Origin of the sequence: Sorangium sp. So ce295 (assembly GCF_051527405.1) — a bacterium.
Classification (GTDB): Bacteria; Myxococcota_A; Polyangia; order Polyangiales; family Polyangiaceae; genus Sorangium; species Sorangium cellulosum_B.
The window spans coordinates 9,056,031-9,079,887 of sequence record NZ_CP150324.1 but is presented as its reverse complement, the minus strand read 5'-3'; the positions used below and the strand labels follow the sequence as shown (position 1 = coordinate 9,079,887).

16 protein-coding genes are annotated in these 23,857 nt (G+C 68.0%); 1 reads left to right on the top strand and 15 read right to left on the bottom strand.

Annotation, left to right across the window (positions count from 1 at the left end; translation table 11 throughout):
- Positions 1 to 163: 163 nt before the first annotated feature.
- The 15 genes from WMF11_RS34345 to WMF11_RS34275 all read right to left on the bottom strand — a co-directional run bounded on the left by WMF11_RS34345 (position 164) and on the right by WMF11_RS34275 (position 22,147).
- Positions 164 to 850, bottom strand: a complete 687-nt coding sequence (locus tag WMF11_RS34345; RefSeq protein WP_437903483.1) for an EcsC family protein — start codon at positions 848 to 850, stop codon at positions 164 to 166.
- Between the two features lie 35 nt (positions 851 to 885).
- Positions 886 to 1,296: a DDE-type integrase/transposase/recombinase gene (locus WMF11_RS34340; RefSeq protein ID WP_437911053.1), complete on the bottom strand. Its 411-nt coding sequence runs from the start codon at positions 1,294 to 1,296 to the stop codon at positions 886 to 888.
- The gene (locus WMF11_RS34335) at positions 1,197 to 1,454 is read right to left on the bottom strand and encodes a hypothetical protein (protein ID WP_437911131.1); all 258 of its coding nucleotides are present in this window, start codon (positions 1,452 to 1,454) and stop codon (positions 1,197 to 1,199) included. The genes WMF11_RS34340 and WMF11_RS34335 overlap by 100 nt, the downstream gene beginning before the upstream one ends.
- A gap of 157 nt (positions 1,455 to 1,611) precedes the next feature.
- A complete protein-coding gene (locus WMF11_RS34330; protein ID WP_437979367.1) occupies positions 1,612 to 2,268 on the bottom strand; it encodes a DUF7002 family protein in 657 nt (218 codons plus the stop codon).
- Positions 2,269 to 2,294: 26 nt separating this feature from the next.
- Positions 2,295 to 3,899, bottom strand: coding sequence for an adenylosuccinate synthetase (locus tag WMF11_RS34325; RefSeq protein ID WP_437973728.1), 1,605 nt, complete (start codon positions 3,897 to 3,899; stop codon positions 2,295 to 2,297).
- 98 nt (positions 3,900 to 3,997) lie between these two features.
- A complete protein-coding gene (locus WMF11_RS34320) occupies positions 3,998 to 4,987 on the bottom strand; it encodes a trypsin-like peptidase domain-containing protein (RefSeq protein ID WP_437979366.1) in 990 nt (329 codons plus the stop codon).
- A gap of 66 nt (positions 4,988 to 5,053) precedes the next feature.
- The gene (locus tag WMF11_RS34315; protein ID WP_437973727.1) at positions 5,054 to 8,674 is read right to left on the bottom strand and encodes an AAA family ATPase; all 3,621 of its coding nucleotides are present in this window, start codon (positions 8,672 to 8,674) and stop codon (positions 5,054 to 5,056) included.
- Between the two features lie 76 nt (positions 8,675 to 8,750).
- A complete protein-coding gene (locus tag WMF11_RS34310) occupies positions 8,751 to 12,008 on the bottom strand; it encodes a helicase HerA-like domain-containing protein (RefSeq protein ID WP_437973726.1) in 3,258 nt (1,085 codons plus the stop codon).
- 69 nt (positions 12,009 to 12,077) lie between these two features.
- Positions 12,078 to 13,040 (bottom strand): hypothetical protein, encoded by a 963-nt coding sequence (locus WMF11_RS34305; protein WP_437903478.1) that lies wholly within the window; start codon positions 13,038 to 13,040, stop codon positions 12,078 to 12,080.
- Positions 13,037 to 13,810 (bottom strand): TfuA-like protein, encoded by a 774-nt coding sequence (locus WMF11_RS34300; protein ID WP_437903477.1) that lies wholly within the window; start codon positions 13,808 to 13,810, stop codon positions 13,037 to 13,039. Before WMF11_RS34300 ends, WMF11_RS34305 begins: the two co-directional genes overlap by 4 nt.
- Positions 13,807 to 15,081: a YcaO-like family protein gene (locus tag WMF11_RS34295; protein ID WP_437903476.1), complete on the bottom strand. Its 1,275-nt coding sequence runs from the start codon at positions 15,079 to 15,081 to the stop codon at positions 13,807 to 13,809. The genes WMF11_RS34300 and WMF11_RS34295 overlap by 4 nt, the downstream gene beginning before the upstream one ends.
- A 19-nt stretch (positions 15,082 to 15,100) precedes the next feature.
- Positions 15,101 to 15,751 (bottom strand): hypothetical protein, encoded by a 651-nt coding sequence (locus WMF11_RS34290; protein WP_437903475.1) that lies wholly within the window; start codon positions 15,749 to 15,751, stop codon positions 15,101 to 15,103.
- Between the two features lie 126 nt (positions 15,752 to 15,877).
- A complete protein-coding gene (locus tag WMF11_RS34285) occupies positions 15,878 to 19,366 on the bottom strand; it encodes a serine/threonine-protein kinase (protein WP_437973725.1) in 3,489 nt (1,162 codons plus the stop codon).
- Between the two features lie 319 nt (positions 19,367 to 19,685).
- Positions 19,686 to 21,518 (bottom strand): sigma 54-interacting transcriptional regulator, encoded by a 1,833-nt coding sequence (locus tag WMF11_RS34280; RefSeq protein WP_437973724.1) that lies wholly within the window; start codon positions 21,516 to 21,518, stop codon positions 19,686 to 19,688.
- Positions 21,519 to 21,931: 413 nt separating this feature from the next.
- A complete protein-coding gene (locus WMF11_RS34275; protein WP_437973723.1) occupies positions 21,932 to 22,147 on the bottom strand; it encodes a hypothetical protein in 216 nt (71 codons plus the stop codon).
- 739 nt (positions 22,148 to 22,886) lie between these two features.
- Between WMF11_RS34275 and WMF11_RS34270 the strand changes: the two genes are divergently transcribed.
- A complete protein-coding gene (locus tag WMF11_RS34270; RefSeq protein ID WP_437973722.1) occupies positions 22,887 to 23,843 on the top strand; it encodes an ATPase in 957 nt (318 codons plus the stop codon).
- Positions 23,844 to 23,857: the final 14 nt, after the last annotated feature.

Here is a 23,857-nt window from a genome sequence, read left to right as displayed (position 1 = left end):
GCTTCTGAGCTCCAGCATCTCCACGTCGAGCACGCCCCTCATCCTATCATTGGCTGGCCAACAGCGGGGCGCAGCGGCCTCTCCGACGCGTATCGATGAGGTCTCCAGCTACTGGCGGTCTCTCACCAAAGGCGCTTTGCGGTGCGACGAGAGCACCGGGCGATCAGAACGACGCGGACCCCTCCCGCGAGTCGCGATCCAATACGAACCATGTGATCGCCTCGCCACCGACGTACTTCGTCAGTGCGTAATTCGCTCCGGAGCCAATGACAACTCCGATGCCGAATGGGAGCGCCTTCTCGAGCGCCTTGCGGGTGAAAATGATGCCGAGCTTCTTGAACAGCTCTTTGATCGCCTGGAGCGTGGCGCCCTTCAAATACTGGCGCAGCATGTTCACCCCGGCCTTCGAGGCGATGCGCGCTGTGGCTTCGATGCCTGCCTTCTCGAGGGCGCCTCCTGCGGCGATCAAGAAGCAGAGGTGACGAGCGTCCTCTCTGTCGAGATCCCAGCCGAACGCAGCCGCCAGACACATGCACATGTCGACCTGCAGCTTCATGCAGATAGCCGCGTCGGCGAGCCCTCCGCCGAGCATCGTCACGGCCGTGCCAAGCCCGGGGATCACGCCAGTTAGCGCGGTGGCTCCTCCGCTCGTCGCCGCGAGGCGACAGTAACGTTTGACGACCATCCTCGCGACGGCCTCCTGATGGGCCTGCTTCGACGCGTCCGGGTTGTCCTTTCGACTCTGATCGAGGTACTTGTCAACCATCGATCGGGCATCGCTGTGGCTGATCGAGATGGCCTCGACCGCTTTCAGGAGGCGGCCTCCGGCTTCGTCATATTCTGCTGTCATGAGATCCTCTCTCTGTTCGCCGAGCGGCTGGAATTTTAGCCGCAGCGCGAAACACCATCTCCCGCGACGAAGGCGGGCGTCTGCGCGGCGAGCGCCAGAGCGCGATCGTGGGTCGCGCTCGCGGCCCACTCGACCACGCGTCGCGAGAACAGGTCCACGATCACGGCCAGGTACAGCCAGCCCTCGCCGGCGCGGATGTACGTCACGTCGGTCACCCAGACTCGGTCGGGGGCTTGGGCATCGAGCTGCCGCTCGATCACGTTCGGCGCGATCGGGCCGTTGTGCCGCGAGTCGGTGGTGCGGCGGGAGCGCCGCTTCCTGCGTGCCGCGAGCCTTTGAGCACGCATCAGCCATACGACCCGCTTTTTGCCGACACGCATGCCGCGAGCACGCAGCTCGGCTTGGACGCGCGGGCTGCCGTATCTGCCCCGACTCTTTTGGTGCACGGTCCCGATCTTCGCGCAAGTTGCGCATCGGCCTTGGCCCGCGCGGATTCCGAGCGTTTGGCCCATGTGTAGTAGCCGTTGCGCGCGACCTGCAGCACCGCGCACAGCACCAGCACCGGGTAGCGCACCTTCTCAGAGTCGATGAATGCGAACCTCACTCGCTCTCCTTCGCGAAGACGGCCGCCGTTCTTTCTCAGATGTCACGCTCCTTCTCCAGCCGCTTCACATCGCGGCGCAGTCGCTGCAGTTCCCCATCCCATCCCTGCCTCCTGGTGCCTCCGGGGGTGTCCACGGAAGCGGGGGGAGGACCACTCGTCATCGGCTACTCTTCGCTGCAGCCATCCACAGCACGGACGCGGGACGTCCACCGCCAGTCTCCTCAACGCGCAAGATTAGGTCACGGATGTCCGGAACCGAGCGTCCTACGGTGAGCTCGACCACGGCTTCGAGACCGCGAGCCTTCCTAGACTCGAAGGGATACTGCGAGAGCGGAAGGAAGGTGTCGTGTCCGCGTGGGTGAGGATATGGCCTGGTGTTTCCGCTGTTCATAGGCGAGAGCCGCACGCGGTCCCCGTGACGTTCGAGGAGCCGCGCGGTATCGATCGTGAGCACTGTTTGTCGTCTATCACGATACTCCACGGCTTCGAGCAGGCGCTTGAGCCTCTTCTCGGTCAGCCAGAAAAAGACCATTGAATTCAGGATCCGGTACCACTCGGACGGTGACAGACTGCCCCCGAGGGCGCGACGGAGCGCCTTGTCGCTCATGGGCTTCTGGTCCCGTATGACTGCCGTCCCGTGGACCGGGTGCGTGATCGTAAGCGATCCAGGTCGGTGCGCGGACTCGATGGCGTCTCGCTTCGGTCCGTGGACCTCAAAGAGATCTAGGAGAGCGCTTGTGCTCAGCAGCCCGTGTCGCATGATTCCAGGCCAGCTTCCGGCCTCAGCCATGTGATAAAGGCGAGGGTAGCGCATCGCAAGGGTTTCGCGAGTCACTCCCATCACCACCGCCTCCGGTCGACGATGCTGCGCAAGTGGAACCTGGTTGTGATGAGCGATACGGGCGCTGATGTCACGCGCTCAACCTCGTCGATGAAGCGGATGGTTTCCGGTGTGAGTTGCTCGAAGCGGCGGGCGTCCTTGTTCGCGATGTGGATGTAATCGACGAAGGTCAGCGCGACGTCGGTCGGTCCATTGAGGCTCGCCGCGCTCCGCAGAAGGGCCCAGTCGAACTCGCCCACGCGCCGGTTGCGCTTCGTCGTCGAGGTCTTCTCTGCCTTTCGCAGTTCATCGGCGTCGATGCCTGAGCGCCTCGCGATCTCGTCCCAGTCAAGCTCGCCCGCCAGCGTTCCGGACGTCCCGCCGCTCGGGTTCTGTACCCGGATGGGATAGGTTCGGCAGACCATGATCGTCTTGCGTACCCGGCTCGGAGCGATGCCAGCCTCGGCGAGGCAGCCGCTCACCGTCGTATCACGTGAAGTGACGAATGGGTACTGGCCGTGGTGCAGGCTCAGGCCCGTGCCCTGGGTCCCTTCAAGCAGTATCCGACTGGCCGAAGAGAACGCGTCGTCCAGGACCTCCCGCGTCGGCCGGATATAAGGCGCAAGCTCCGGCACGTCGAGAGCGCGACGGACCGGCGGGGCCGCCGCCGTCCGCAGGATCTTGCGCGATGTTGCCGCCCCCACGCCTCGTCCGGTCGAGCCGATCGAGCCCGCGAGCTTCTCTGCCTCGAACGTGATGTCTGCTGCCTCGATGACCATGGCCTGCGGATCGATGAAGAGCCGGCCCTGTGGCACCCGGCAGTCCGCGACCTCCCTGCACAGCGTATCCACGTCGAGCGTGGCGCCGGGACCGAGCACAAGCTTCGCTTCGGAGCGCCGGGTGCCCGAGGGGAGGAGGTGGAAGGTATACGGCTCCGGCTCCTCGTATACGGTGTGCCCTGCGTTCGGGCCGCCGACCCGGACTAGAAGATCGTACTCGGGTGCGAGATACGACGCGATGTGCCCCTTGCCCTCGCTGCCGTACTGACCGCCCACGATCACGTCGACGACCTGCTCGACGCCCCGGCCGTAAAGCCCGAGGTGGCTCGCGACGCGGACGAAGACGTCCTCAGGAGAGCTGCGCGCGGTGTCGATCACGACATCGGCGATGTCTTTGAGCTTCTCGATCCCGCTCTCTGTGGCGTTGGAGCGCACCTCGTCGTAGGACGTGAACTCTTTCACCGCACGGTTTCGATCCCGGTACCGCTGCGCGAGAATGCCGCCGGAGGCCGTGAGGTGCACGTGCGTTGTACGGAGGCCGAACGCCCTCCGGATGGCGTCGACCTGAGCCTCGATGCGCACCGCGTCCACGACCACCGTCACGTTCTCCCCAAGCTTCGAAACCGACCTGGTCAGCGCCTCGGCGACCCACAGCCCTCCAGTCTCGCGATCCAGCCGCTCTCCGGCCTCCTGGAGCGCACCCCGCTCCGCCGCAGTCCCAGCCATCGCGTGGATGAGATCGCGGGTCTTAAGCCGCTTGAACGGGTATCGGTTCACCAGCGCATCGCCGAGCGTCGTCTTGCCGGACGCTATAGGCCCCGAGAGAAGGATGACTCGATTCACCATCGTGCACCTCCGAAAGACGAAACGCTTGCGAGATTCATTGAATATCACCCCTTGAGGGCGCCCTCTGGCCTCTACCGGCAGGTGATGAGCTCCGTGTCTCAACGGCACTTGCGGAGCACTTCCACCACCCGATCGACATGGATCCCTTCGTTGCGGAAGAAGCGGTCCTTGGTTCCTGGCTCGAGGAGCCATCCGCCGCTGTGATGCAGCGCGACGAGCTCCCAGTGCTTGTTGAACACGGGCGAGCCGGATGAGCCGGGCAGCGTGTCGGTCAGGTACTGCACGCGGCCCTCGCCCACGTAAACAACTAGGTTGTGGAAGAACGAGAGCTGCTTCTGATCGCCGCCGGGGTGCTGGATGATGTTGACCCGTTCGCCGAGTTCGACCCGGGATGGCTGGAGGGCGATCGTCCCCCAGCGCGCGGAGGGCCCGCCCGCGACCTTGACGATCGTGCAGTCGTCGTCGCTGGAGGTAACGAAGAAGGCGTCGGGGTCGAAGCGCAACTCCTCCGGTTCCGCGTCGCGGCCCTCGACCGTTTTCTGGTAGTTGAACTGGGCGGTCGCGGCGGCAGCGGCGTCTCGGTCACCGAGGACGTGGTGATTGGTGACCAGGACGTCACCGGCGATGAGAAAGCCCGTTCCGAGCGAGCCGTCGGAGACCTGAATTCGCGCGACCGCCTGAGCGCGGCGAATGCCGATCTCGAGGTAGCTCACGGGGACGAGCGAGCTCTGAGTAGCGAGGATCTTCTCGAGCGGCGGACCGCCGCTGCCCCGCCACGGGAGCGAGTTAATGCTCGGCCCTTCGGCGTAGCGTACCGCGGCACCCTCGCGCAAGCGCCTAAGGATCTCGTCCTCGGGGTACTCCTCGATGGCGCGGTCGAGCACCGCGTAGACCCACTGCGCGCCCCGCTTCTGCGCCTCGTCGAGGACGCTGTGCCAGGTGAGGTCCGCTCGGTTGTGGAAAGCGATGCGGGTTGCGTCGAGCTTGATGTCAAAGAGGAATCGGCGCACCTCGGCGTCGGACGGGTACTTCCACGAAAGAGCCTCTCGTAAGGTGCGTATCCCTTCGCGGGAAAGAGCCTGGTTCATCATCTCCTCGTTCTCCGGTTGAGCACGCCGGCGTCGTCGCCGCGCGCAAGCCGCGCCGTGCGTCTCTCAGAGCTTCTGTGCAAGCTCTAAGAGATTGTCGTCGTCGCGGTATTCTCTCAGCGCGCAATGCACAATATCGGCGAGGCAATGCTGTTTTCTGGCCTCCTCGAGGATGGCGTCCCAGATGTCGATGATGCTCCCGGAGATGTTGACCAACAGCAGGCCGATCCCCGCTTCCCTGGCGATGCGCCGTGCGACCTGCTCAGTGTCGTAGAGCACAGCAAGAGTGTTTCGTAGGCGGACTGTGTCGCTGTCGGACAGCGTGGGTCTCCGCCTAGTGCTCCTCTTCGCGCGGGGGTCGGCAGCGGCCAAGCCTTCGACGATCATCCAGAGGTTGCCTTCCTCGTCCCCGGCGCAGAGCAACCCGGAGCACGCTGCGACGCATCGGAACCACGAGGTCCCGACCAGGGTTCCCAGAGGCCTCCCCGTCTCCAGGCTGAAGGCCCGCACCGTCTCGTCCTCGGATGCAGTGAACACGCGCGCGCCGTCGGGCGAGACGGCACAGCCGAACACGCGCCGGGTGTGACTGGGAATCTGGCGGACATAGCGAAAGCTCGGCAACTCGCGCACCTCGATCTGGCCATCGATGCGGGCGAGCACCACGCGCCCGCCGTCCGGCGTTATCGCTGCGGCGAGGAGTCCGCCCGTGAGGCGGATCGACGAGGGGGCACGTGAGGTGTCGGTGAGGTGCCAGAGCTTCACCGCGCCGTCTCGAGAGAACGACAACAGTCGCTTTCCGTCGGGGGTCAGCGCGATGCCGTTGATTTGCCCCTCGTGCACGCCGAGCTGCGAGGGCTCGTCGAGCGTCGCCTCGGAGCGCATCCAGAGCGTGCCGTCTCGGGAGGCTGTGATCATCCGTCCGTCGGGCAGGAACGCGCAGCCACTCACCAGCTTCTGATGCGCTTTGGCGGTCTCTACGCGCACCGCGGTGAGCTCGAGATCCAGGTGGAATAGCAGCACGCCGCCGTCCCGCGCCCCGGCGAGTACGCGGCGCCCATCGGGAGAGATCGCGCAGGCAGTCACCAAGTCGGCGTGCCCCGTCAGCGTGGCGCGGCACTCGCCGGTCGCCGTGTCCCAGAACTTGAGCAGCCGGTCCTCCGATGCTGAGACCGCGAACCGGCCATCGAGGGTCACCGCGGCCGCGGTGACCGGCGCAGCGTGCCCGTCCTGGGCCATGAGGCTCTCCGGACCTCCGAGCTCCCACAGCCTGGCCGAGCGGTCGTGCGACGCGGAGAGCATCCGGCGGCCGTCCGACGTCGCGGCGCACGCGGACACCGCGTTCGCGTGCGCCGCGAGGCGCAGGATGCGGCGCTCGGCGGCGAGATTCCAGACGGCGATCGCGCCGTCTGCCATCCCGCAGAGCAGGTGGCCACCCCACGGGAGGATCGCGAGCGCGTCCACGCGGCCCTGTCCCGCACCGACGCGCTGGAGGCATTGGCCAAGGGCGAGCTCCCAGCGCGAGAGCGTGCCGTCTCCGCTCGCGGCGAGCACCTGCTCGCCGCCCGGCATGAGGGCGAGCGCCGTAATCCAACCCTCCTCCGAGGCTACCGGCGAGGGCGAGCGCGCCTCACCCCTCGGCGAGAGCTCGTACAGGCACTCTCGGGACGCGAGGTCCCAGACGCGGACCGAGGCGTCCCTCGAGCCGGAGATGAGCTGACCCGCGGGGGTCGTGATGCACACCGTCACGTAGTCGCGGTGAGCCTCCAGCGTGCCGACGATCTGGAGCGAGCTTCTATCCCAGAGCGTGAGGGTCCCGTTGTCCGAGCCGACCACGAGCATCCGGCCGTCGTGGCTTATCGCGCAGGCGGTGGCCCAGCGACCGCCGTTGTCGAGCACGCCGATGCAGCCGCCTGTCGCGAGGTCCCAGAGCCGCGCCGTCATGTCGACGGACGTCGACAGCGCGAGCTTGCCGTCCGGCGTGAGCGCGCAGCCCGTGAGCTCGTCGTTATGTCCTTGCATCGTCGCGAGCACCTCGCCGGAGACGAGCGCCCAGTAACGCAGCACGCGATCGGCCGAGGCCGACAGGGCGCAGCGCCCGTCGGGGCTCACGACGCACGCGACGATCGCCTTCGTCGGCTCGCAGAATGTGCGCAGCGGCGTCGGTCCGAGGCGCACGCCGTGTAGAAGGCGCAGCGGGGGCAGGTTCCCCTCGAAGTGGAGCATGCGCGCGATCTCCTCGGAGGGCCATCCGGCGCAACGCAGGCGGTTGTAGAGCAGCGAGGGGAGCAGCCCCTGATCGCGGTAGGCGGACAGCCGGGTCGCCTCCGCGCGCACGGCCGCGAGCACGGCGGTGAGATCGAAGGTCGCGCTGCCTTCCGAGGCGCCGATGACCGCCTCCAGATCCCGCTCGATGGAGGTGACGTCGAGCTCGCGGCACTTCGCGTCCAGATAGCCGACGTCGACGCACAGGCGCTGCGCGCCGTCCACGTCGCCCGCCTCAATTCGGTGCATCACCGCATGCCGGAGGGCATAGCGCCGTCCAGCCGGGTCTCCCTCGTCGGGCGGCCACGCCGCGATCCCTCCGAGCAGGTGCAGGTGATGATTACGGATCGCCCGCTCTCCGAGCTCGTTGACGAAGACCTCGCGCACGTGCTCGTGACGCAGCCGATAGCCGAACTGGCTGTCATCGTGCCAGTGCGCAGGCTCCTTGCGCAGCAGGTGGAACGTGGCGCGCAGGAACTCGTCAGCAGCGGCGGTCGTCGGATCGCTGCCGAGCAGCTCGCCGAAGACGTGCGGCGGGAGCGCCTCGCGCGCGGCGCAGGCGAGGCCGAGGCCCTTGAGGATCAGCCTGCGTCGCGCTTCGTCCAGGTCGCGGAGCTCGTCGAAGATCTGGTGGAGAAAGGGGGTGAGCCCCTGCGAGATGCGCGCCGATGTTCGTTGCGCCGGCGGCTGGCCGGCGAGCCAATCGCAGATCCCGCTCGCATACAGCATGTTTCCTCGCGCGCTGCGCACGATCACGTCGATGAGCGAGGCGTCGAACGGCGCGGGGAGCGAGCGTGAGCGCTGCTCGCAGATGGCTCGGCACGCGGACTCGTTGGAGGGCGCCCACTCCTCGTCGTCGAGGTCGAGCGTGCGCGCCTGTTCGACGACGCCGGGCCAGTCGTGTCTTCGGTACATCGGCCGCGAGGCGCCGAGGAGGACGACGCCCTTCGGCGGCACGCGCGGTAAGAAGCGCGGCAAGAGGCTCTTGCCGTTTCGGTCCTTCGCCGCCTCGTCGAGCCCGTCGATGACAATGACGAGCTTGTCTGCGCGAGGCACGAGATGGCGCTTCGAGACGCGCCGCAAGAGCTCCCCGAACCGGGTCTCCACGGGTTGCTCGGCATCCGCCAGCTCCGGGAGGAGCCGCTCGATCTGCGCGCAGAGGTTGTGCACCACCGCTTCGGGGCGATCCCAGTCGTCGTGGTCACGCCGGATGAAATGGTGCGGTGTGTGGGGGGGAAATACGTCCAGGAGGCGATTGATGATGGCGCTCTTGCCGGCGCCGGCGCTCCCCAGGAAGAGCACCCACCCGCCACGGGGCGCGCTGTCCTCAATCAGCCAGAGGAGCCTCTCGACCACCTTGTCGCGCCCGAGCAGCTCGCCATGCCTGGATCGTTCTTCTTCGAAATCGTTGATCGCGCCGCTCACTTTGTCACTCCTCGTGCCGATGGACGTTGATTGATCCAACGATAGAAATGTGCGCCTCGTGGTCGCCCGTGCCGGCTCAGCGGGCAGCGTCGCGCGGGCGACGCCTCGCGAGCTTCAGGATCTCGTTCTCTGGCACCTGCTCGGCGCGGAGCAGCGGGACATCTCTCTTGAAGGCCGTCACCCGTCCATCCTGGAGCAGATGAAACTCGCCTGCTTCCTGGCCGGGGATGCGGGCGCTGACGTCCACCCGCGCGTCGCTCAGGAGCGGCTTCATCTTGTCGAGCGCCGTCTGCTGTGTCACCCGACCAACGAACCAGCTCCGGAGGTTGTCACGACACCTGTAATCGAGGTCTCCCGGGCTCTGGGTCGCGAGCAGGACGCCGAGGCCGCCGGAGCGCGCGCGGCGCAGGAGGTTCTCCATGGGCGCCTTGGTCGCTGGCTGCGACTGCGCCGGCAGGTACATGTCGGCCTCGTCGAGCAACACCACCGCGCGCAGGTGGGGCGACGGCGCGCGGCTCACCCAGCGGCTGAGCGCGAGCAGGAGCTGCGCGACCCAGAAGAGGACGCGCGCGCTGTCGCCCAGGAATTTCGTGCTGACGATGCTGAGCCGCGTCTTTCCAGGCTGCGAGTGGCGCCCGAGACCGAGGAGCAGCTCGACGTCGAGCGCCTCGCCGTCCATCGAGAGCAGGTCCGAGGTGTTCAGCTTGAGCACCTCGAGGTCGTGCACGAGGTCCTTGAACAGCCGTGTATCGAGCCGCCCGAGGGTGGCGACGAGGGCCGGATCCTCGTTCGCGATGAGCTCGATCAACGACGCGACGTCGAGCTTGCGCGAGGCGCCGTGCGCCGCGAAGAGCTGGAATGCCTGCACGAGGATGGTACGGAGCCCCTTGTCCTTGCGCGTCTGCTTGTAGCCCAGCATGTCGCCGAGGGCGTGGGCCGCATAGCCGGCAGCCTGATCGCGCTCAAGGTCCGGGAGCCCCTCGATGCCGCTCGGCATCAGCGAGAGTCCGAGCTGGCGGCCACCGGGGTGGCCCGGCGTGAAGAGGGCGACGTCGAGTCGCTCCGCGAGCGCCCGCTGCCGGGCGTCGAGCGCCGCCTCCGGGTGTGCGCGGGTGAAGAGCGTCTGGCGCGCATAGCCGCAGAGATCCCCCTTGCGGTCGATGAGGATGGCGGGAACGCCGTGGAGCAGGAGCTGCTCGATCAGGTTCAGCGCCAGCGTGGTCTTGCCGCTCCCCGTGCTGCCGAGGAAGGCGGCGTGCGCCGTGAGCTGCTCGGCGTCGAGCATGAGCTTGTGGGAGACGAGCTCCCCGGTCGTGCCGAGCGCGAGAGAGAGGGCCTCTCGCTGCGCCGCTCCGTTCGCGCTGCCTGGCGTCGCACCGTCGGGCTCGGCGGCCCGGGGCGATGCGCCCGGGCTCGCAGGTGACGTATCGAAGGGCGACGGCGCCGCTCCGCGCGACCGAGGCGCCGGGGCGGACGGTGGGAGCTCCTGCTCGAAGCGGTCGAGGCGGTCGAGATCCAGCACGTGGATGAGCGGCAAGAGACGCGAGATGTGGTTCTCTTCCCTGAGCCAATCGCTGAAATGCTCGCGTCGCACGTGGGTCTCGTGGAACCTGTGGAATGCGGCCAGCGTGCGCTGATCGCTCTCCTCGAAGACCGCCTTGCGGCCGCCGTTCTTGAGGATCTCGGCGAGCGTCGAGTGCACCTGCGTGTTTGGATTGCGCGGGAACTCGCCGCAGCGGAGCAGCGCGAGGGTCCGGCGCCCAGCGCGCTTGCGAGCATCCTCGAACTGCGCTCGGAGCCCGCCGCCCTGGGGTGCCCGGTTGCAGACCACGACGAGGATCTCCTCGACGACGCGAGTCGCTCCGCCCGGGATCGGGACCCGGACGTCGATCTCGATCGCCTCGTCGTGCGGCCGGGCATCGAAGTGAATGCCACTCTCGATCTCCTCGGCGCAATGGCTCACCGCCCACGCGAAGAGCGCGGCGATCTCGGTCTCGTCCTCGGATGGATCGTCCTCGAACTGCGCCAGGAAGTCGTTCCACTCCTGTTCGATCTTCTCCTTGGCCGCACGGACGTCTTGGTCGGCGGGGGCCCGGGGCCGTACGCTGGGAGGAGCACTCGTGCCCCATTGCGCCACGATCCGGCCGGCGTCGATGCACGCATCCCGGAAGATCTGGCACTCATTGAGCGCCGCGCGGACGCTCATCCCCGAGAGCTGCTCCACGAACCCTCGGGGGATGGGGTAGAGGGAATTGGCTGCGCCGTCCGCCGGCGCATGCCCTGCCGTCTCGTACAGGTAGGCGAGGCGCTTCTGGATGATCGGTATGATCTCCTCTTTGCGCCTCTCCGCGACCAGGTGGACCGGCGCAGGGTCGCGCTCGACGCGATCGAGCGTCGACCGGGTGAGCCGAGCGCGCATCGTCTCGTAGTAGTCCTTGAGGCAGGCGATCACGATGATGGACGAGGGAACCTGATCGGCGACCGCGCAGAGCGAGGACATCACCCGCCGGAACAGGGACTCGGCATCGTTGACACGGTACGCATCCTCGAACTGATCGACGCAGAGGACCAGCGCGCGGGAGTCGCACGCCCACATCAATCGGCCGAGCTCCTCGACGACGCGCTGGGCGTCCTCGTCCTCCCGCTTCGGCGACAGACCTCCGAGGAGCTTCTGCTCTCGCTCCGAGAGCACGTCACAGCGCAGGTACTTCACGACCCGCTTCTTCAGCGCCGGATCTTGCCGCTGCAGATAGAGCAGGGCGCGGATGAGATCCAGGTCGAGATCGGCGTAGCGGGGGTGTCTGATGAGCCTGTCGGCGGCGCGCTCCACGAGATCGACGACCTCGTCCTCGTCCAGGTCCTCGCGCTCGTTCAAGGAGCGGATGGAGTCCGGATCACCACACCTCGCCGCGACCGCGTTGGAGAGCCGGAGCAGCCCCGAGCCGGTCCCCAGCGCCTCATAGTAGGTCTGGTCGAGCGAGTCGACGAGGTTGCTCACCAGGTAACGGCTGTAGCTCGTGACCGAGGTGGTCATCTGCATATACCCGACGAAGCCGAGCCCGTTGAGGTGAACGTGGTTTCGGAAAGAGCGCACGAGGTGCGTCTTTCCGCTGCCGGACTCGCCGAGGAGCAGCAGGATCCGGCCCGCGTCGAGGCCCGGCGGGGTCGTCACCTGGGTGAGCAGCCGCTGGAAGGCCGTCCGGGCCTCCTCATGGACGGAATCGACGTCGAACGGATCCTCGCGCCAGATCTGCCCGCGATGCTCCACGGAGTGGAACACGTCTTTCTTCGCTGTCGACAGGAACACGTCGAGCAGGGCGTCCTGCTTCGTCATGGTGCACCCCTTCTCCCTCTTGCTCGTCGACGCCGGCGAGGTGCGTGCACCTCGCCGGCGCTCTCCACGTCAGATGCGCACGAAATGGAACGTCGTGCTGAGATACCGTGTCTCCGAGGCGTCGACGTCGGCCGGATCCATGGCCTCGACCAGGTCGGCGCGGTTGAGTGCCAGGAGCCCACCGCGATGCGCGGAGACCAGCCGAGCCTTGAACGCGTCCGTGTCGCCGATCGCGACGCCGTCCTCGGTGAGGCGCCGGAGCACGTGCGAGATGAAGACCTTGTTGTCTCCGAACCGCCCGCTTTTCGACGCCCGCGCCGCCTCGAGTACGCGCGTGGCGAAGGCCGACTCGTCCGCGGGCAGGGGGGCTGCCTGCGGAGCGAGCAGACCGCGCGCTCCCGTGCCGAGGGCCGACGCCTTTCTCACGAGCAGGTCGATCGCCTGCTTCAGTGTCCCCTGAGGAGGCGCGTCAGCTTGACGGCTCAGCAGCACCCGCATGACCGCCTCCACCGTGAAGGGATCTGCCGTCGTGACGCCGATGGCGCTCCAGGCGACCGCCCCAAGCACACGCGAGAGCGATGGGGCCTGGCCCAGGTTGAGGTGGAAGGCGCTGGCGAGGAGCGTCGCGATACGCGTGGCCTCTGCGGGTGGCACGTCGACGGCGATCTCCCTCCAGCCCTTCGCCGTTGAGGTCTCCTCGTCGATTACCCGGGCCGCCGCCAGTTCCTTGATTTTCCTCCAGCTCAGTTTTTTCTGGTGCGCCGGGTGGAGAGCCGCGCGAATGACTCGTTGGCCGTCGCTAGTGATTTGATAAGAAGATCTCCTCGCGCGCCTAGCGAAACCGGATTGCACGAGGTCGATGAGTTCGTTCTCGATGAGTCGAGTCGCGTCGTTTTGGCCTGGCCTACCTTTGAAAAGAAACATCAGCCTCTCCGCGATCTGGCGCGGGGTGAAGCCATCGAGATTGCAGAAGAGCCGGCCGAGGACGTAGGTGCCCAGACCGGAGAGGACGATCTGTTCGCTGGAGCTCATCGGCCTACCTCCATCGCCCTCGCGGTGGGCATCGCGGCGCGGCGGTCCACGCGCTCGCGGATCAGCTCCCATGCGTCGGTCGGTTCGAAGTGATAGCGCACCTGCTTTGGCTCGACGGCACCCGTGAAGCGACCGCGCAGGACCTCCAGGAGCGCCAGTGCGTCGGAGCGCTTCTGGTCCACCCGGCCATCCCGCAGGAACTCACGCAGCGCCGCGGTCTGCTCGCGCGGCACGCCCTCCTCCTCGGCGCGCCGCAGGAGGATCGGATAGCAGCGGTCCGGATAGAACAGCTGCTGGGCCAGTGCCTCCAGCCGCTCGCGCGTCTCGCCAGGGATCACGCTGGCTCGCTCGGCGGCGCGCAGGGTGGCGCGGATGTTCACCAGCGCCTCGCTCAGCGGGCGATAGCCGTCCTCGGCGGGCGCGTGGGCCACGGCGACCTCGTCGTCGGCGTCGAGATCGCCGCACGCGTACCCGTCGTAGATGGCGCCCACGCCCTCCATGCCGAAGAGCGAGAGCTCGGCTGCGCGGAGCGCCCCCATGCTCGATGCGCCGAGGACGTGGACCCCCTGAGCCATCGCCCAGAGGATCTCCTTGTGGGACACGGACGGGACGCGCTCGAAGTAACCATCGATGAGGCCGATGGCGACGGGTCTCTCCAGCGCCGCGCGGTAGATGTCGCCCTGGGCCGCGGGCGGCAGGAAGATGGCGTCGATCTGCTGCTCGCCCTCCGCTGCCGGGAGGGTGGGACCTGTGAAGATGCAAAGATTCATGATCTGCGCTCCGAAAGGCGCCGCTGCGCGCGCGCGCCGGGGATGTAACCGGGGACGTCGTCGAGTGGCTCGAGGCCCGGAATAACCACGCGCACCACCGGGATCTCGAGCTCAGGACGGGTGAGGTCGACAGCGACGATCTGGTTGAGCCCCGCTGTGCGCAAGCGCTCGATCTCCCAGGCGACGTCGTCGTCGAAGGTTTCGCCCGCGTAATCGGGCGCGTCGTCGAAGCTGCGCTGGGGCGGCTCACCCGCGTGCTCTTCCAGGAAGCGGTTCGCCGCGCGGAGATCGTCGTCAGGCCCGTTGCCGCGGGCCCGGACGTCGTCGCGCACGCCGGTGACGACGGTGAGCCGGCTCTGCGCTGCCTCGGTGATCGCACGCAAGAGCGCCACCTCGCGGGAGGGGTGGCAACCGAAGCCGAGCATCGGCGCGATGGGCCGGTGCAGGTTGGGCGCGCGATCGACGAGCGTGCAGCAGAAGGCCGGGACGCCGATATCGGATGTGATCTCCCAGAGAAACGGAACGACATCGGCGCGCTCCACCTGCTCCAGGAGCGTGCGGCACCCCGGATCGTCCACCGTGGACAGGTCGATCCGCGTCCGGCGCTGGTGTTCGGGGCCCGAGAGCCTCCAGAGCGTGGCGGCGTCCCTTTCGATAAGCTCGCAGATCGCGTGACTCACGGCCTCGATCGGGTGGTTGCCGGACGCGAGCCCGTTCGAGCTCATCACGAAGGCTCCGCTCGCGGCGAGCAACGGCAGCGCGTAGTCCGTGTGGACGACCTCGAACGGGACCCACGTGGGCGCGCCCGTCACGAGATCCAGGCCAGCCACCCAGAAGAGGCGGAGATGGTCATGGAAGTCGACGATGGACAGGCGCGGCAGGTTGTGAACGTCAAGGAGGCGATGGCGGTGGCGGAGCTCGCTGACGGTGCCGAGCTTGAGCGGGAGCTGGATGTGCTCCGCGTGCCATTGTTCGATCGACTCCATCACGCCCGAGGCGCGCGCGGCGGCGAGGGTCGAGCCCTTGCCTTGCGAGACCGCGATCGATCGCGCGTTGGGGCGGACGACCATGACCACCGGCACTCCGAGCGTGTCGAGGCCGGTCACGTCGGCGATCCGGGTGATGCCCATCGCCGGCAGGAGGGGCCGGACTCTCTCCACCGTCTCATCGGGAGATACGAGGCGGTGGGTGCCCGCGAGATAACGCTTGGGCGCTGCCGGCGGAGGGCCCGATCGCTGCTCGGCACTGGCGCGGTTTGCGGAGGTGGTCATGGAAGCCCTGGCTCTCCGCTCAGCGCTTGAAGCGCGACAGGTTGAGGACGTAGCAGTTGATCCCGACGGGGACGGCTGTCGGCTGCGCGACGTCCGGGGGAAGCCGCTCGTCCGTAGGGTCGGGGCTCATGGAGAGGAAGTTCGTGCGGTGCAGTCCCTCGAGCAAGAGCAAGACCTCCTTTGTCGTCTCGACGAACCCGGGTCTCAGGGAGGGATTCAGGACGAAGCGTCCCCACGATTGGCAGTGGACGACGTAATAGTCGCCCTCGCGAGTCTCGAAGGTTTCGCCGCTCTCCGCGCGGATCGTGCCTTTCTTGGCGCAGATGACGAGATCATAGGCGGCGAGCCTTCGCCCGCTGCTCAGCGCCGCGTAGGCCTCCTGGACGACGAGATCATCGCCGGCCGTCTCGGGGAGGTTCTTGATGTTTTTTTCGCATATGACATAGACCCCGACGTCGCCCTGGAGAAAGTGCACGAATGCTCCGGGCTTGCCGGTCTCATGGAGAGAGGCGACCTTGTCGCGGATCTCGGGCGGGACGTCGCGCTCGGCCCAGCGGTTCTCTGCGCTCGCCCACGCGCTGGACTCCAGCTGGTAAACGGGGTTCGACTCGCGATCGATGGTGAAGACAATGCCTCTTCGATCGTTGCTGCACGGGATCTCGTTGGACATGGTTCGGCTCCGTTCTCGTTTTGTCATCGCAACTCCACACGTGGCGCGCGCGGACCGGGCGCGGACGGGGGCCGCGCGGCGGGCCTCGGCGCGCCGTCAAGTAGATCGGTTGAGTCGAGGCTCAGCTCACGCGTAGCCGCCGTGGCGGGCGCCGCGGAGCGCCAGCGCGAGCGGCCGGCAAGCGCGGGCCTCGTGGCCTGACGCGAAGGCGCGCGCTGCCGCCTCGAGCAGCTTGGTGAGCCGACCCGGCAAGCGCTGCTGCCGCGGGTCGAGCACTGCACGTACCTGCGCGATGGCGCCCTCCAGGCGACCACGCGCGAGCTCCACCCGGCAGAGCGGCAGCCTGGCCAGCCACTGGAAGGGGTAGACGAGGGGGAGGGGCTCCCAGCAGACGAGCGCCTCCTGGCCTGCCTCCTCGGCCCGTGCGAGGTCGCCGCGCTGGAGCGCGCACCACGCGAGGGTGCCCAAGGCGGCTCCGGCGTACTCGCGCACGTTCTCTGCCCTTGCCAGCTTCAAGGTCCGCTTGGCCAGGTTCTCCGCACCCTCGACGAGGTTCCGCCTGCGCTGGATGAGCGTGAGATAGGTCAGGCAGCGCGTCATGACCTCGAGGTCGCCGCTCCGCTCCGCGATCGAGAGGGCGTCGCGCATCTCGGCCTCGGCTTGGTCGGGGTCGCCGTACAGCATGCGGACGATCGCGAGGCTGCAGCGGGCGGCCAGAGCCCAGTGACCTTCGGGCGGTGCGTCCGCGGCCTCGTACGCCGTGACGCACTCGTCGGCGAAGCTCAGCGTCTCGGCGGAAGCGACGAACCGATCGCGCTGGATGCCCCGCTGCGTCAGCGCGTGGAGGTAGTGGGCGCGGTGCAGCGATGTACCTCTCTGCTCCAGCACGGGGCGGACGGTCTCGATGAGGGCATCCAGCCGGGCAAGATCGGCGAGCCAATAATGCACGGAGATGCGATCCAGATAGATCTGGATCCACTCGTTCCACCACGTCTGGGCCTCACCCGAGGCTCGCTCGGCCTGCTCACCGACGAGGGCGGTCTCCGCCTGCCCGTAACACTCGAGCGCCCTGGCGTGCTGGTGGTGCATCTCCCAGGTCTTGCCGATCTTGCGGTGGAGCCGGGCATGGTCGACGCGGGGAGTCGCCGCGCCGAGCGCCGCGCCGTAGGCATCGCGGGCCTCGGCCTGACGCCCGACGAGCCCGAGCACGTCGCCCAGCGCCTCGTGGAGTTCGGCGAGCGCTGCAGGCGCGGCGCCAGCGGTTGAGAGGGCGCTGATGGCCAGGCGATAGAAGCGGACGGCGTCGCGGTTCGCATAGACCTCGGCGGCGCGCTGCGCGGCTCGCGCGAAGTGCGCGCCGGCCTTGCCGTGGAGGCCTGCTCCCGCGAAGTGGTGCGCCAGCACTGGCGCCTGGGCGCCGCGCGCCTCGAGCGCCTCGCCGGCGCGCTGGTGTAGCGCGGCCCGCGCTTCCGGATCGAGCTGGCTGTAGGCCTTCTCGCGCAGCTTGTCGTGCACGAAGCGCAGCCGAGCTGTCTCCGTCTCCTCGAGGATTCGCCGCGCCCGGAGCTCAGCAACTGCCTCGGTGGTCGCGTCTTGTCCGAGTGGGCCCGCGAAGAGGAGCTCGTCGTCGAGCTCCTGCCCTAGCACCGCCGCCCACGCCGCGAGCACCCGCGCCTCCGCGTCGAGCAGGTCGAGCCGCCGTCCGAGCAGCTCGTCCAGCGTGCCCGGGATCTGGAGGGAGGCGAGCGCCGCGGCGCCGCGCCCCTTGAAAGAGAAGCCGCCGCCCTGCTCCCGCTGAAGTTCCCCTGCGTCGAGCGCCGCGCGCAGGTACTCGGCGACGAAGAACGGGTTGCCGTTCGCGTTGCGGATGAGCGCGTCGAGCACGGTCCTGGGCGGCATGCTTGGCGAGAGCATGCCCACGACCATGTCCTCGATGTCGCGAGCGGCCAGCTTGTCGAGCCGGATCGAGGTGGCCCCCGGGGCGTGCGCGATATCCTCGAGCTCCGGGCGAGTCTCCTCCATCCGGTAGGTGCCGATGATCAGTACGCCACCGCGCTCGTCGGGCTCGGCTCGGGCAAACGAATCGAGCAGGGCCAGGGTCAGATCATCGGCCCACTGGAGGTCGTCAAGGAGAAGGCAGAGCGGCCTCGCCTCGGCAAGCGCCCGAAGGGTCTCCCGCAGCGCGGAGACGACGCGCTTCCGCGCCTGCGAAGGCAGCAGGGGCGCCGGCTCCGATAGGCTCCCGAGCGCTCGCAGCTCTGGCATGTAGGCCGCGAGCACCTCGCGGCGACCGCCGAAGAGCCGGTCTGCTTCTGTCTCGGATGCGCGCGCTTGATCGACCGCTGCCAAGAGCGTCGTACGTAGCGGTTGCAGCGGGGCGGCCATCGCCGCCATCGCACCCGCCTCGCCGGCCCCAGGCGCAACACACACGCCCGAGAACACCTGGAGCGACAGCCCATTCGCCATGACGGCGCGGCTCACCTCTCGCACGAGCCGCGTCTTCCCGGAGCCGCTCTCCCCGTGCACCAGCGCGATCGCATCTCGCCTCTCGGAGGCGGCGCGCTGGGTCATCATCTGCAACTTGCAAACGGCATCGGTGCGACCTGCGAGCACGGGCCGGTACAGGTACACGCGTGGCGGCGGGCCCTCGTCGCGCTCGGCGGCCGCGCCCAGCGCGACGAGCTTTGTGGCGACGTCGGCGGCGTACTGGACCCGACGCTGTGGATTCTTCGCCAGGAGCGTGAGGATGAGGTCGTCGAGTGCTGCCGGGAGGCCCGTGACAAGAGCCGAGGGGCGCTGAGGTGAGGCCGTGCGGTGCTGCTCGCGAAGGGACGAGGCGTCGCCAAGGAAGGGAGGTCGTCCCGTCACACACTCATAGAGGATGCAGCCGAGCGCGTAGAGATCGGCGCGCGCGTCGACCGGTTCCCCCTGGAGCTGCTCCGGGGCCGTGTAGGCCACACTGCCGGCGAGCGGGTACACGTCGAGCTCCTCGCGGCCAGCGCCGCCGAAGTGAACAGCGATCCCCAGGTCGACGAGGACAGGGCGTCCGTCGTCTTGGAGGACGATGTTCGCGGGCTTGAGATCGCGGTGCACCAGGCCCTCGCCATGCAGGTAGGCGAGCGGCGCGCAAAGGCGACGGATGAGCGTGAGCATCGTGCCGAGCGGGCGCGCGGCCGCGCTCGCTGCGGGCGCGCCGGTGCGCAGGCGGACGCTGGCCGCAACGGACCCCGAAGCCTGCACGGGAATAGTGATCGCCGCCCCCAGGCCGGCGTCCTTCGAAAAGGTAGCCGCGAGGTGATCCCGGAGCGTGTCGCGCCGGAGGAGCGGCATTGCGACCCAGGGCACGCCGCCGGTGACATCCTCGTCGAGGAAGCGAACGATGCCAGGGTGGTTCAAGCGGCGGAGCACCCGCGTCTCACGGCGTATCGCGGCGAGGTGGTCGGCGTTGTTCACGCCGAGCACCGTCTTGATGGCCACCTCCTCGCCTGTCAGGGAGTGTGCAGCGCGGAAGACGACGCCCATGCCGCCTTTGCCGAGGAGTTCGATGATCCGGTACGGGCCGAGCTGGCGAGGCTCGTCCGGTGCGTCGCTGGCTGCTCCCTGCTCGTCGATCATCCGAGAGCAGGAGGCTACCGCAGCTTCGACGCCGGCCTGGCGTCCTATCCTCCGGGGAGACCGAGCGGCAGACGCGGGCCCCTGGAGGCGCTCCCCCTCAGGTTTCCTTTGCGGCATCGTCGTGCTGCCTTCGCTCTTCCTGCTCACGTCACGGACACTCAGCACGTTGCATGCCGAGCCAGGCGCGTCGCGGATCCCCGCGAAAATCCGCATGATTGCTCATCGCCTGCGCGGAGCGCTGGCCAAGGTTCGCCACCGGCGGGCTAAGGTTCGCCACCGGAGGGTCGAGGTTCGCCACCCGGTCGCCAACGATGGCCTATCACTTCGGGAGTTTGATGCCGAAAACCTCCATCTTGTACCTCAGCGTCCCGCGCGGGATTCCGAGTAGCTCGGCCGCTCTCCTCACATTCCCCCCCGTCTTTCGGAGCGCATCCTTGATGAGCTGCGCTTCCGTACGAGCCCGCTCTGATCGGAGCTTGCCGCCGGTCGCTTGGGTCTCGGCAAGATCCGACGGCGGAACTGCCACAGGGGCACCTTCGGCTCCCACCGGCAGGGCGTTCGCGAGCAGACGCGGCGGCAGATCCTCCAGCTGGATTTGATCGCCCTCGGCCAACACGACAGCGTGATCGATGGCGTTGCGGAGCTCGCGCACGTTTCCCGGCCAGCTGTACGTGCGGAGCAGCGCCATCGCCTCGGGGTCGATGCCACGCACGCTGCGGCCGTTGTCATCGTTTGCGCGTTTCATGAAGCGTTCCACAAACGCCTCAATCTCATCAGACCGCTCGCGCAGGGGACGCAGCTCCAGCTCAATCGTGTTCAGCCGATAAACTAGATCCGTGCGAAACTGGCCGTCCTCGACCATCGCCTTAAGGTCGCGGTGCGTGGCCGAGATGACCCGCACGTCGATTTTCGTCTCTTGGGTCGCGCCGACCCGGCGGATGCTGTGCGTCTCGAGGGTTCGGAGCAGCGTCTTCTGTACTTCAGGGTCGAGCTCGCCGACCTCGTCGAGAAACAGTGTCCCTTTGTCAGCTGCCTCGAAATAGCCCGGCTTTGACTGATCGGCACCGGTAAAAGAGCCCTTTTCATGGCCAAAGAGCTCCCTCTCGACGATATTGCTAGGGATCGCGCCGCAGTTTACCGCGATGAACGGCTTGCCCGCGCGCGGACCGCGCTCATGGAGAAAGCGTGCGAGCACCTCTTTGCCCGTACCGGTCTCGCCCTTGATATGTACGGGAACGCGCGCCGAGGCCACGCGCTCGGCCTTACTGAACAGCTCTCGCTGAGACGCGCCGATGATCGGGGCGTCTGAGCTGTCTACGTCCCCTTTCGACCGCCGGCTGGTCGACTCATCAACGACGGGACATTCCAGGGTCGCGCGGCCCGCCGCCTCGCGTGCTCGGTCGACGAGCTTCGGCGCCGAGCTCCCGGCCTTCTTGTAGACGGCCAGGCCGACGCGGCGAACTCCGCCTTCACCGGCGCCGTAGGCGACCGCTGTCGCCATCCGAGCGGCGTTCTCCGCGCTCGCCTCGGGTAGCAGGATCAGCGCCGTATCCGGCCTGCACAGATGCACGCGATCAACAGCCCTCAGAGTCGCCGGAAGCTGCATGGCCCACGACCCGGATTTGGTGCTCGCTATTTCCGCTTCACCGGGGCGCACTGCAATGATCGCAAAACTTCGGTTCAAGCACTGCGCACGCGCGAGCTCAGCGTCGAGCTCCCGATAGAAGGCCGCCTCGCCCAGCACAATCGACGTGGCGACGGGACCGAGGGCGACCACATGAGCGCTGACGTTTCCCAGCATGGCCTCTCCACCCGGCGTGAGCATGACGGGCCCGTCGATCCGCTTGTGGTTCACCCAGGTTCCGTTGGTGGAGCCGAGGTCCTCTACGAGGACGTAGCCGTCGACGAACGTGAACCGCGCATGCGGCTGGGAAATGATGGTGTCGGGGATGCAGAGATCCGCGGGCGCGCGTCGGCCGACGACCATCGTCGGTTGGTCAGGATCGAGCCGCATCGCTTCGACACCGCCCCGATGGCAGAACAAGACGGAAACGCCGTGCGGCCGTGGTCGTGCGGGAGGCCCATCACCGCCGCCCGGGAGCTTCTCGGTGCTCGTGTCGTTCCGTCCGTCGTCGTGCCGCTGGTCGTCCATAGCTCTTCCCCTCGTGAAGATTAGAGGCGCAACCCGTCCGGCGTCGATGCTCAAGATGCCCGACGGGCTCCCCGCCGCGTTCGCCTCAGGCGGTGATGCTCTGTCCGCCCTATCCGCCGCTGCAACAGGATTCCGCTCTCCCCAGGGCGAGGCCGCGGCCGAACTGGTCGACCTTGCCCGCGAACGTGATCGGGGGGCACGATGATGTCCGGCGCTCTGCTTCCGCATCTCCTCGCTCCGCCCTCCTGGGTTCGACGGCCGCTCGATCGCGAGCGGCGTGTTCTCTGGGCCGAGCGCGAGCAGCACGCAGTGCGGAACGCGGCACTCCGGGGGTTCGCTCTTGATGTCACCGCGGCGCGCGACGACATGCAGCGCGCGTTCCGGCGCCAGGCGACTGAACGCGCGCACCCGGATCAGGGACGCGATCGCGTGTGGCTCGAGCGGCGGACCGCTGCGCGCTCCCAGCGCTCCTGCGCTGCGATGGCGTCGTCGGCGGCTCGGACGCCGTCGACGAAGAGCGCCGCGTCCGCTGGATGGTTCAGGTCGAGGCCGAGCCGGAGCAGCACCGCTCGGTCGCGTGGTGGCACCATGCGGAGGATCTCGGCGGCAGAGCGGCGCACGGAGGGCATGGGGGGAAAGTAGCAGCCCGGGGGCAGCGACGGAGCGCCCCGCGAACGAGGCGGCGCTGTTTCCCCCTGTTCGACCGCCTGGACGCTCGAAAGCGACGGCGACCGTGGCGCGTCGACGAGGATCCGGTCCCTGTTTCCAGCCCTCCCGGAGCATGGGCCCGCAGTTCAAGGAAGTGTCACCGCAGCTCCCGGTCAGAAGTGTTACCAGGGCTCCGCTCGTACATGCTGCGCGGCCTCGGCGACCTCCTGCGCAGCCCCGGCGGTCCTGCTGCGCGGTCCCGGCCGCCCTCCTGTACGGCCTCGGCGCCCTCCTGCGCGGCCCCCGCGACCCTCCTGCGCACCCATTTTGGTGTCCTACCGTACGGTACCGTGGCTCCTGCGCGGCACCGGCAACCCTCCTGCGCACCCATTTGGGTGTCCTACCGTACGATCACGTGGCTCCTGCGCAGCCCCGGCGCCCTCCTGCGCAACCCCGGCGCCCTCCTGCGCGCCCAGTTGGTTGCCCTGCGTTGCCATGGCTCGACGCCTGCGCGTGGCCGTCGCCGCTGCTGCGCAGCTCCGGCGTCCGTTTGCGCGGCGCCTCTGTCTCCTTGCGACCTTGCGCTTGCGAGCTTGCGACGAAAACGTCGGTATCGTGCTCTCCTGTGACCCGAAGCCTCGGTGGCGCCGATTCCCTCATTGAGCGACCGCCCCTCTGCTCGGAGGGGCGCTGACCTCGACAAGGAGACATTTCATCGCCATGGCACCGAAGGCAACCACCGCAGCTTCATCCAGGACCAAGAATGCCCAGAACACGCGCGCTTCGAGCGACGCCGGAGGCGCGCACCGCTCGTCGGGCGGTGCGCCCGAGTTCACGCTGAGCGCCGAGCGAGAGGCCGAGCTGCTCCGAGAAGCCGAGTCGCTCGGCGATAACGCCTCACTCTTTCCAGGCAAGCTCGCTCGACGCGTCATCTGGGCGAGCCGCATCCAGCTCGCCGCCGAGCGCGACGCGGCGGATCTCGTGCGCACGCCGTTCCCCGACGACGAGCCCCCGCTCACGCGCGAGGAGATCCGCGGGCTTCGTGAAAAGATCGAGCTCCTGCGCGTCGTGCAATCGCGCTGGCAAGCGGCGCAGCAGCGCCAGGAGCGGGCCGTCGCGGCCTTCCAGAAGCCGGCCGCCGAGGCCGCCCAGATCAAGCAATCGCTCCTCCGCTTCTTCGATCTCCGCTTCAAGAAGAGCCCCGAAGGTCAAAAGCGGCTCATGGCGATCCGGGCGGGCAGCGGCGACGCGGATCTGGTCCAGGACGCCTCCGATCTCCTCTTGCTCTGCTCCGAGCACGCGGAGGCCGTTCAAAAGGCGCCTCGCGGCGAGGCCGCCGCGGCGGATCGCCTCCGCGAGCTCTCGCCGGTGCTCGCGCGCATGCTCGCCGACAAGACGCTCTCTCTCGAGGCGGTGCGCTCGCGCAAGCTCCGCGACGCCGCGTACACCCTCGTCGTGAACGCCGAGCGGAAGCTGCGCGCCGCCGCGGAGTACTGGTACGCGGGCACCGACAAGATGAAGGACTATGCGCCGTTCCCCGTCTCCCGCGGCGCCTACGGCGGAGGAGAAGAGGAGGGAGAGGACGGCGGCGAGCCGGAGGAGGCCGAGCCGGACGGCGAGTCGGAGGCGGGCGAGTCGGGAGACGACGAGCCGGGCGATGAGGGGCAATCGCCCTGAGCTCGCGCATCATG

Bases quoted from the DNA above. Each gene is read 5' to 3' on its own strand.
- WMF11_RS34345 (WP_437903483.1), bottom strand. From the start codon at position 850: ATGACAGCAGAATATGACGAAGCCGGAGGCCGCCTCCTGAAAGCGGTC.
- WMF11_RS34330 (WP_437979367.1), bottom strand. From the start codon at position 2,268: ATGCGCTACCCTCGCCTTTATCACATGGCTGAGGCCGGAAGCTGGCCT.
- WMF11_RS34325 (WP_437973728.1), bottom strand. From the start codon at position 3,899: ATGGTGAATCGAGTCATCCTTCTCTCGGGGCCTATAGCGTCCGGCAAG.
- WMF11_RS34320 (WP_437979366.1), bottom strand. From the start codon at position 4,987: ATGAACCAGGCTCTTTCCCGCGAAGGGATACGCACCTTACGAGAGGCT.
- WMF11_RS34310 (WP_437973726.1), bottom strand. From the start codon at position 12,008: ATGACGAAGCAGGACGCCCTGCTCGACGTGTTCCTGTCGACAGCGAAG.
- WMF11_RS34305 (WP_437903478.1), bottom strand. From the start codon at position 13,040: ATGAGCTCCAGCGAACAGATCGTCCTCTCCGGTCTGGGCACCTACGTC.
- WMF11_RS34300 (WP_437903477.1), bottom strand. From the start codon at position 13,810: ATGAATCTTTGCATCTTCACAGGTCCCACCCTCCCGGCAGCGGAGGGC.
- WMF11_RS34295 (WP_437903476.1), bottom strand. From the start codon at position 15,081: ATGACCACCTCCGCAAACCGCGCCAGTGCCGAGCAGCGATCGGGCCCT.
- WMF11_RS34290 (WP_437903475.1), bottom strand. From the start codon at position 15,751: ATGTCCAACGAGATCCCGTGCAGCAACGATCGAAGAGGCATTGTCTTC.
- WMF11_RS34285 (WP_437973725.1), bottom strand. From the start codon at position 19,366: ATGATCGACGAGCAGGGAGCAGCCAGCGACGCACCGGACGAGCCTCGC.
- WMF11_RS34280 (WP_437973724.1), bottom strand. From the start codon at position 21,518: ATGGACGACCAGCGGCACGACGACGGACGGAACGACACGAGCACCGAG.
- WMF11_RS34275 (WP_437973723.1), bottom strand. From the start codon at position 22,147: ATGCCCTCCGTGCGCCGCTCTGCCGCCGAGATCCTCCGCATGGTGCCA.
- WMF11_RS34270 (WP_437973722.1), top strand. From the start codon at position 22,887: ATGGCACCGAAGGCAACCACCGCAGCTTCATCCAGGACCAAGAATGCC.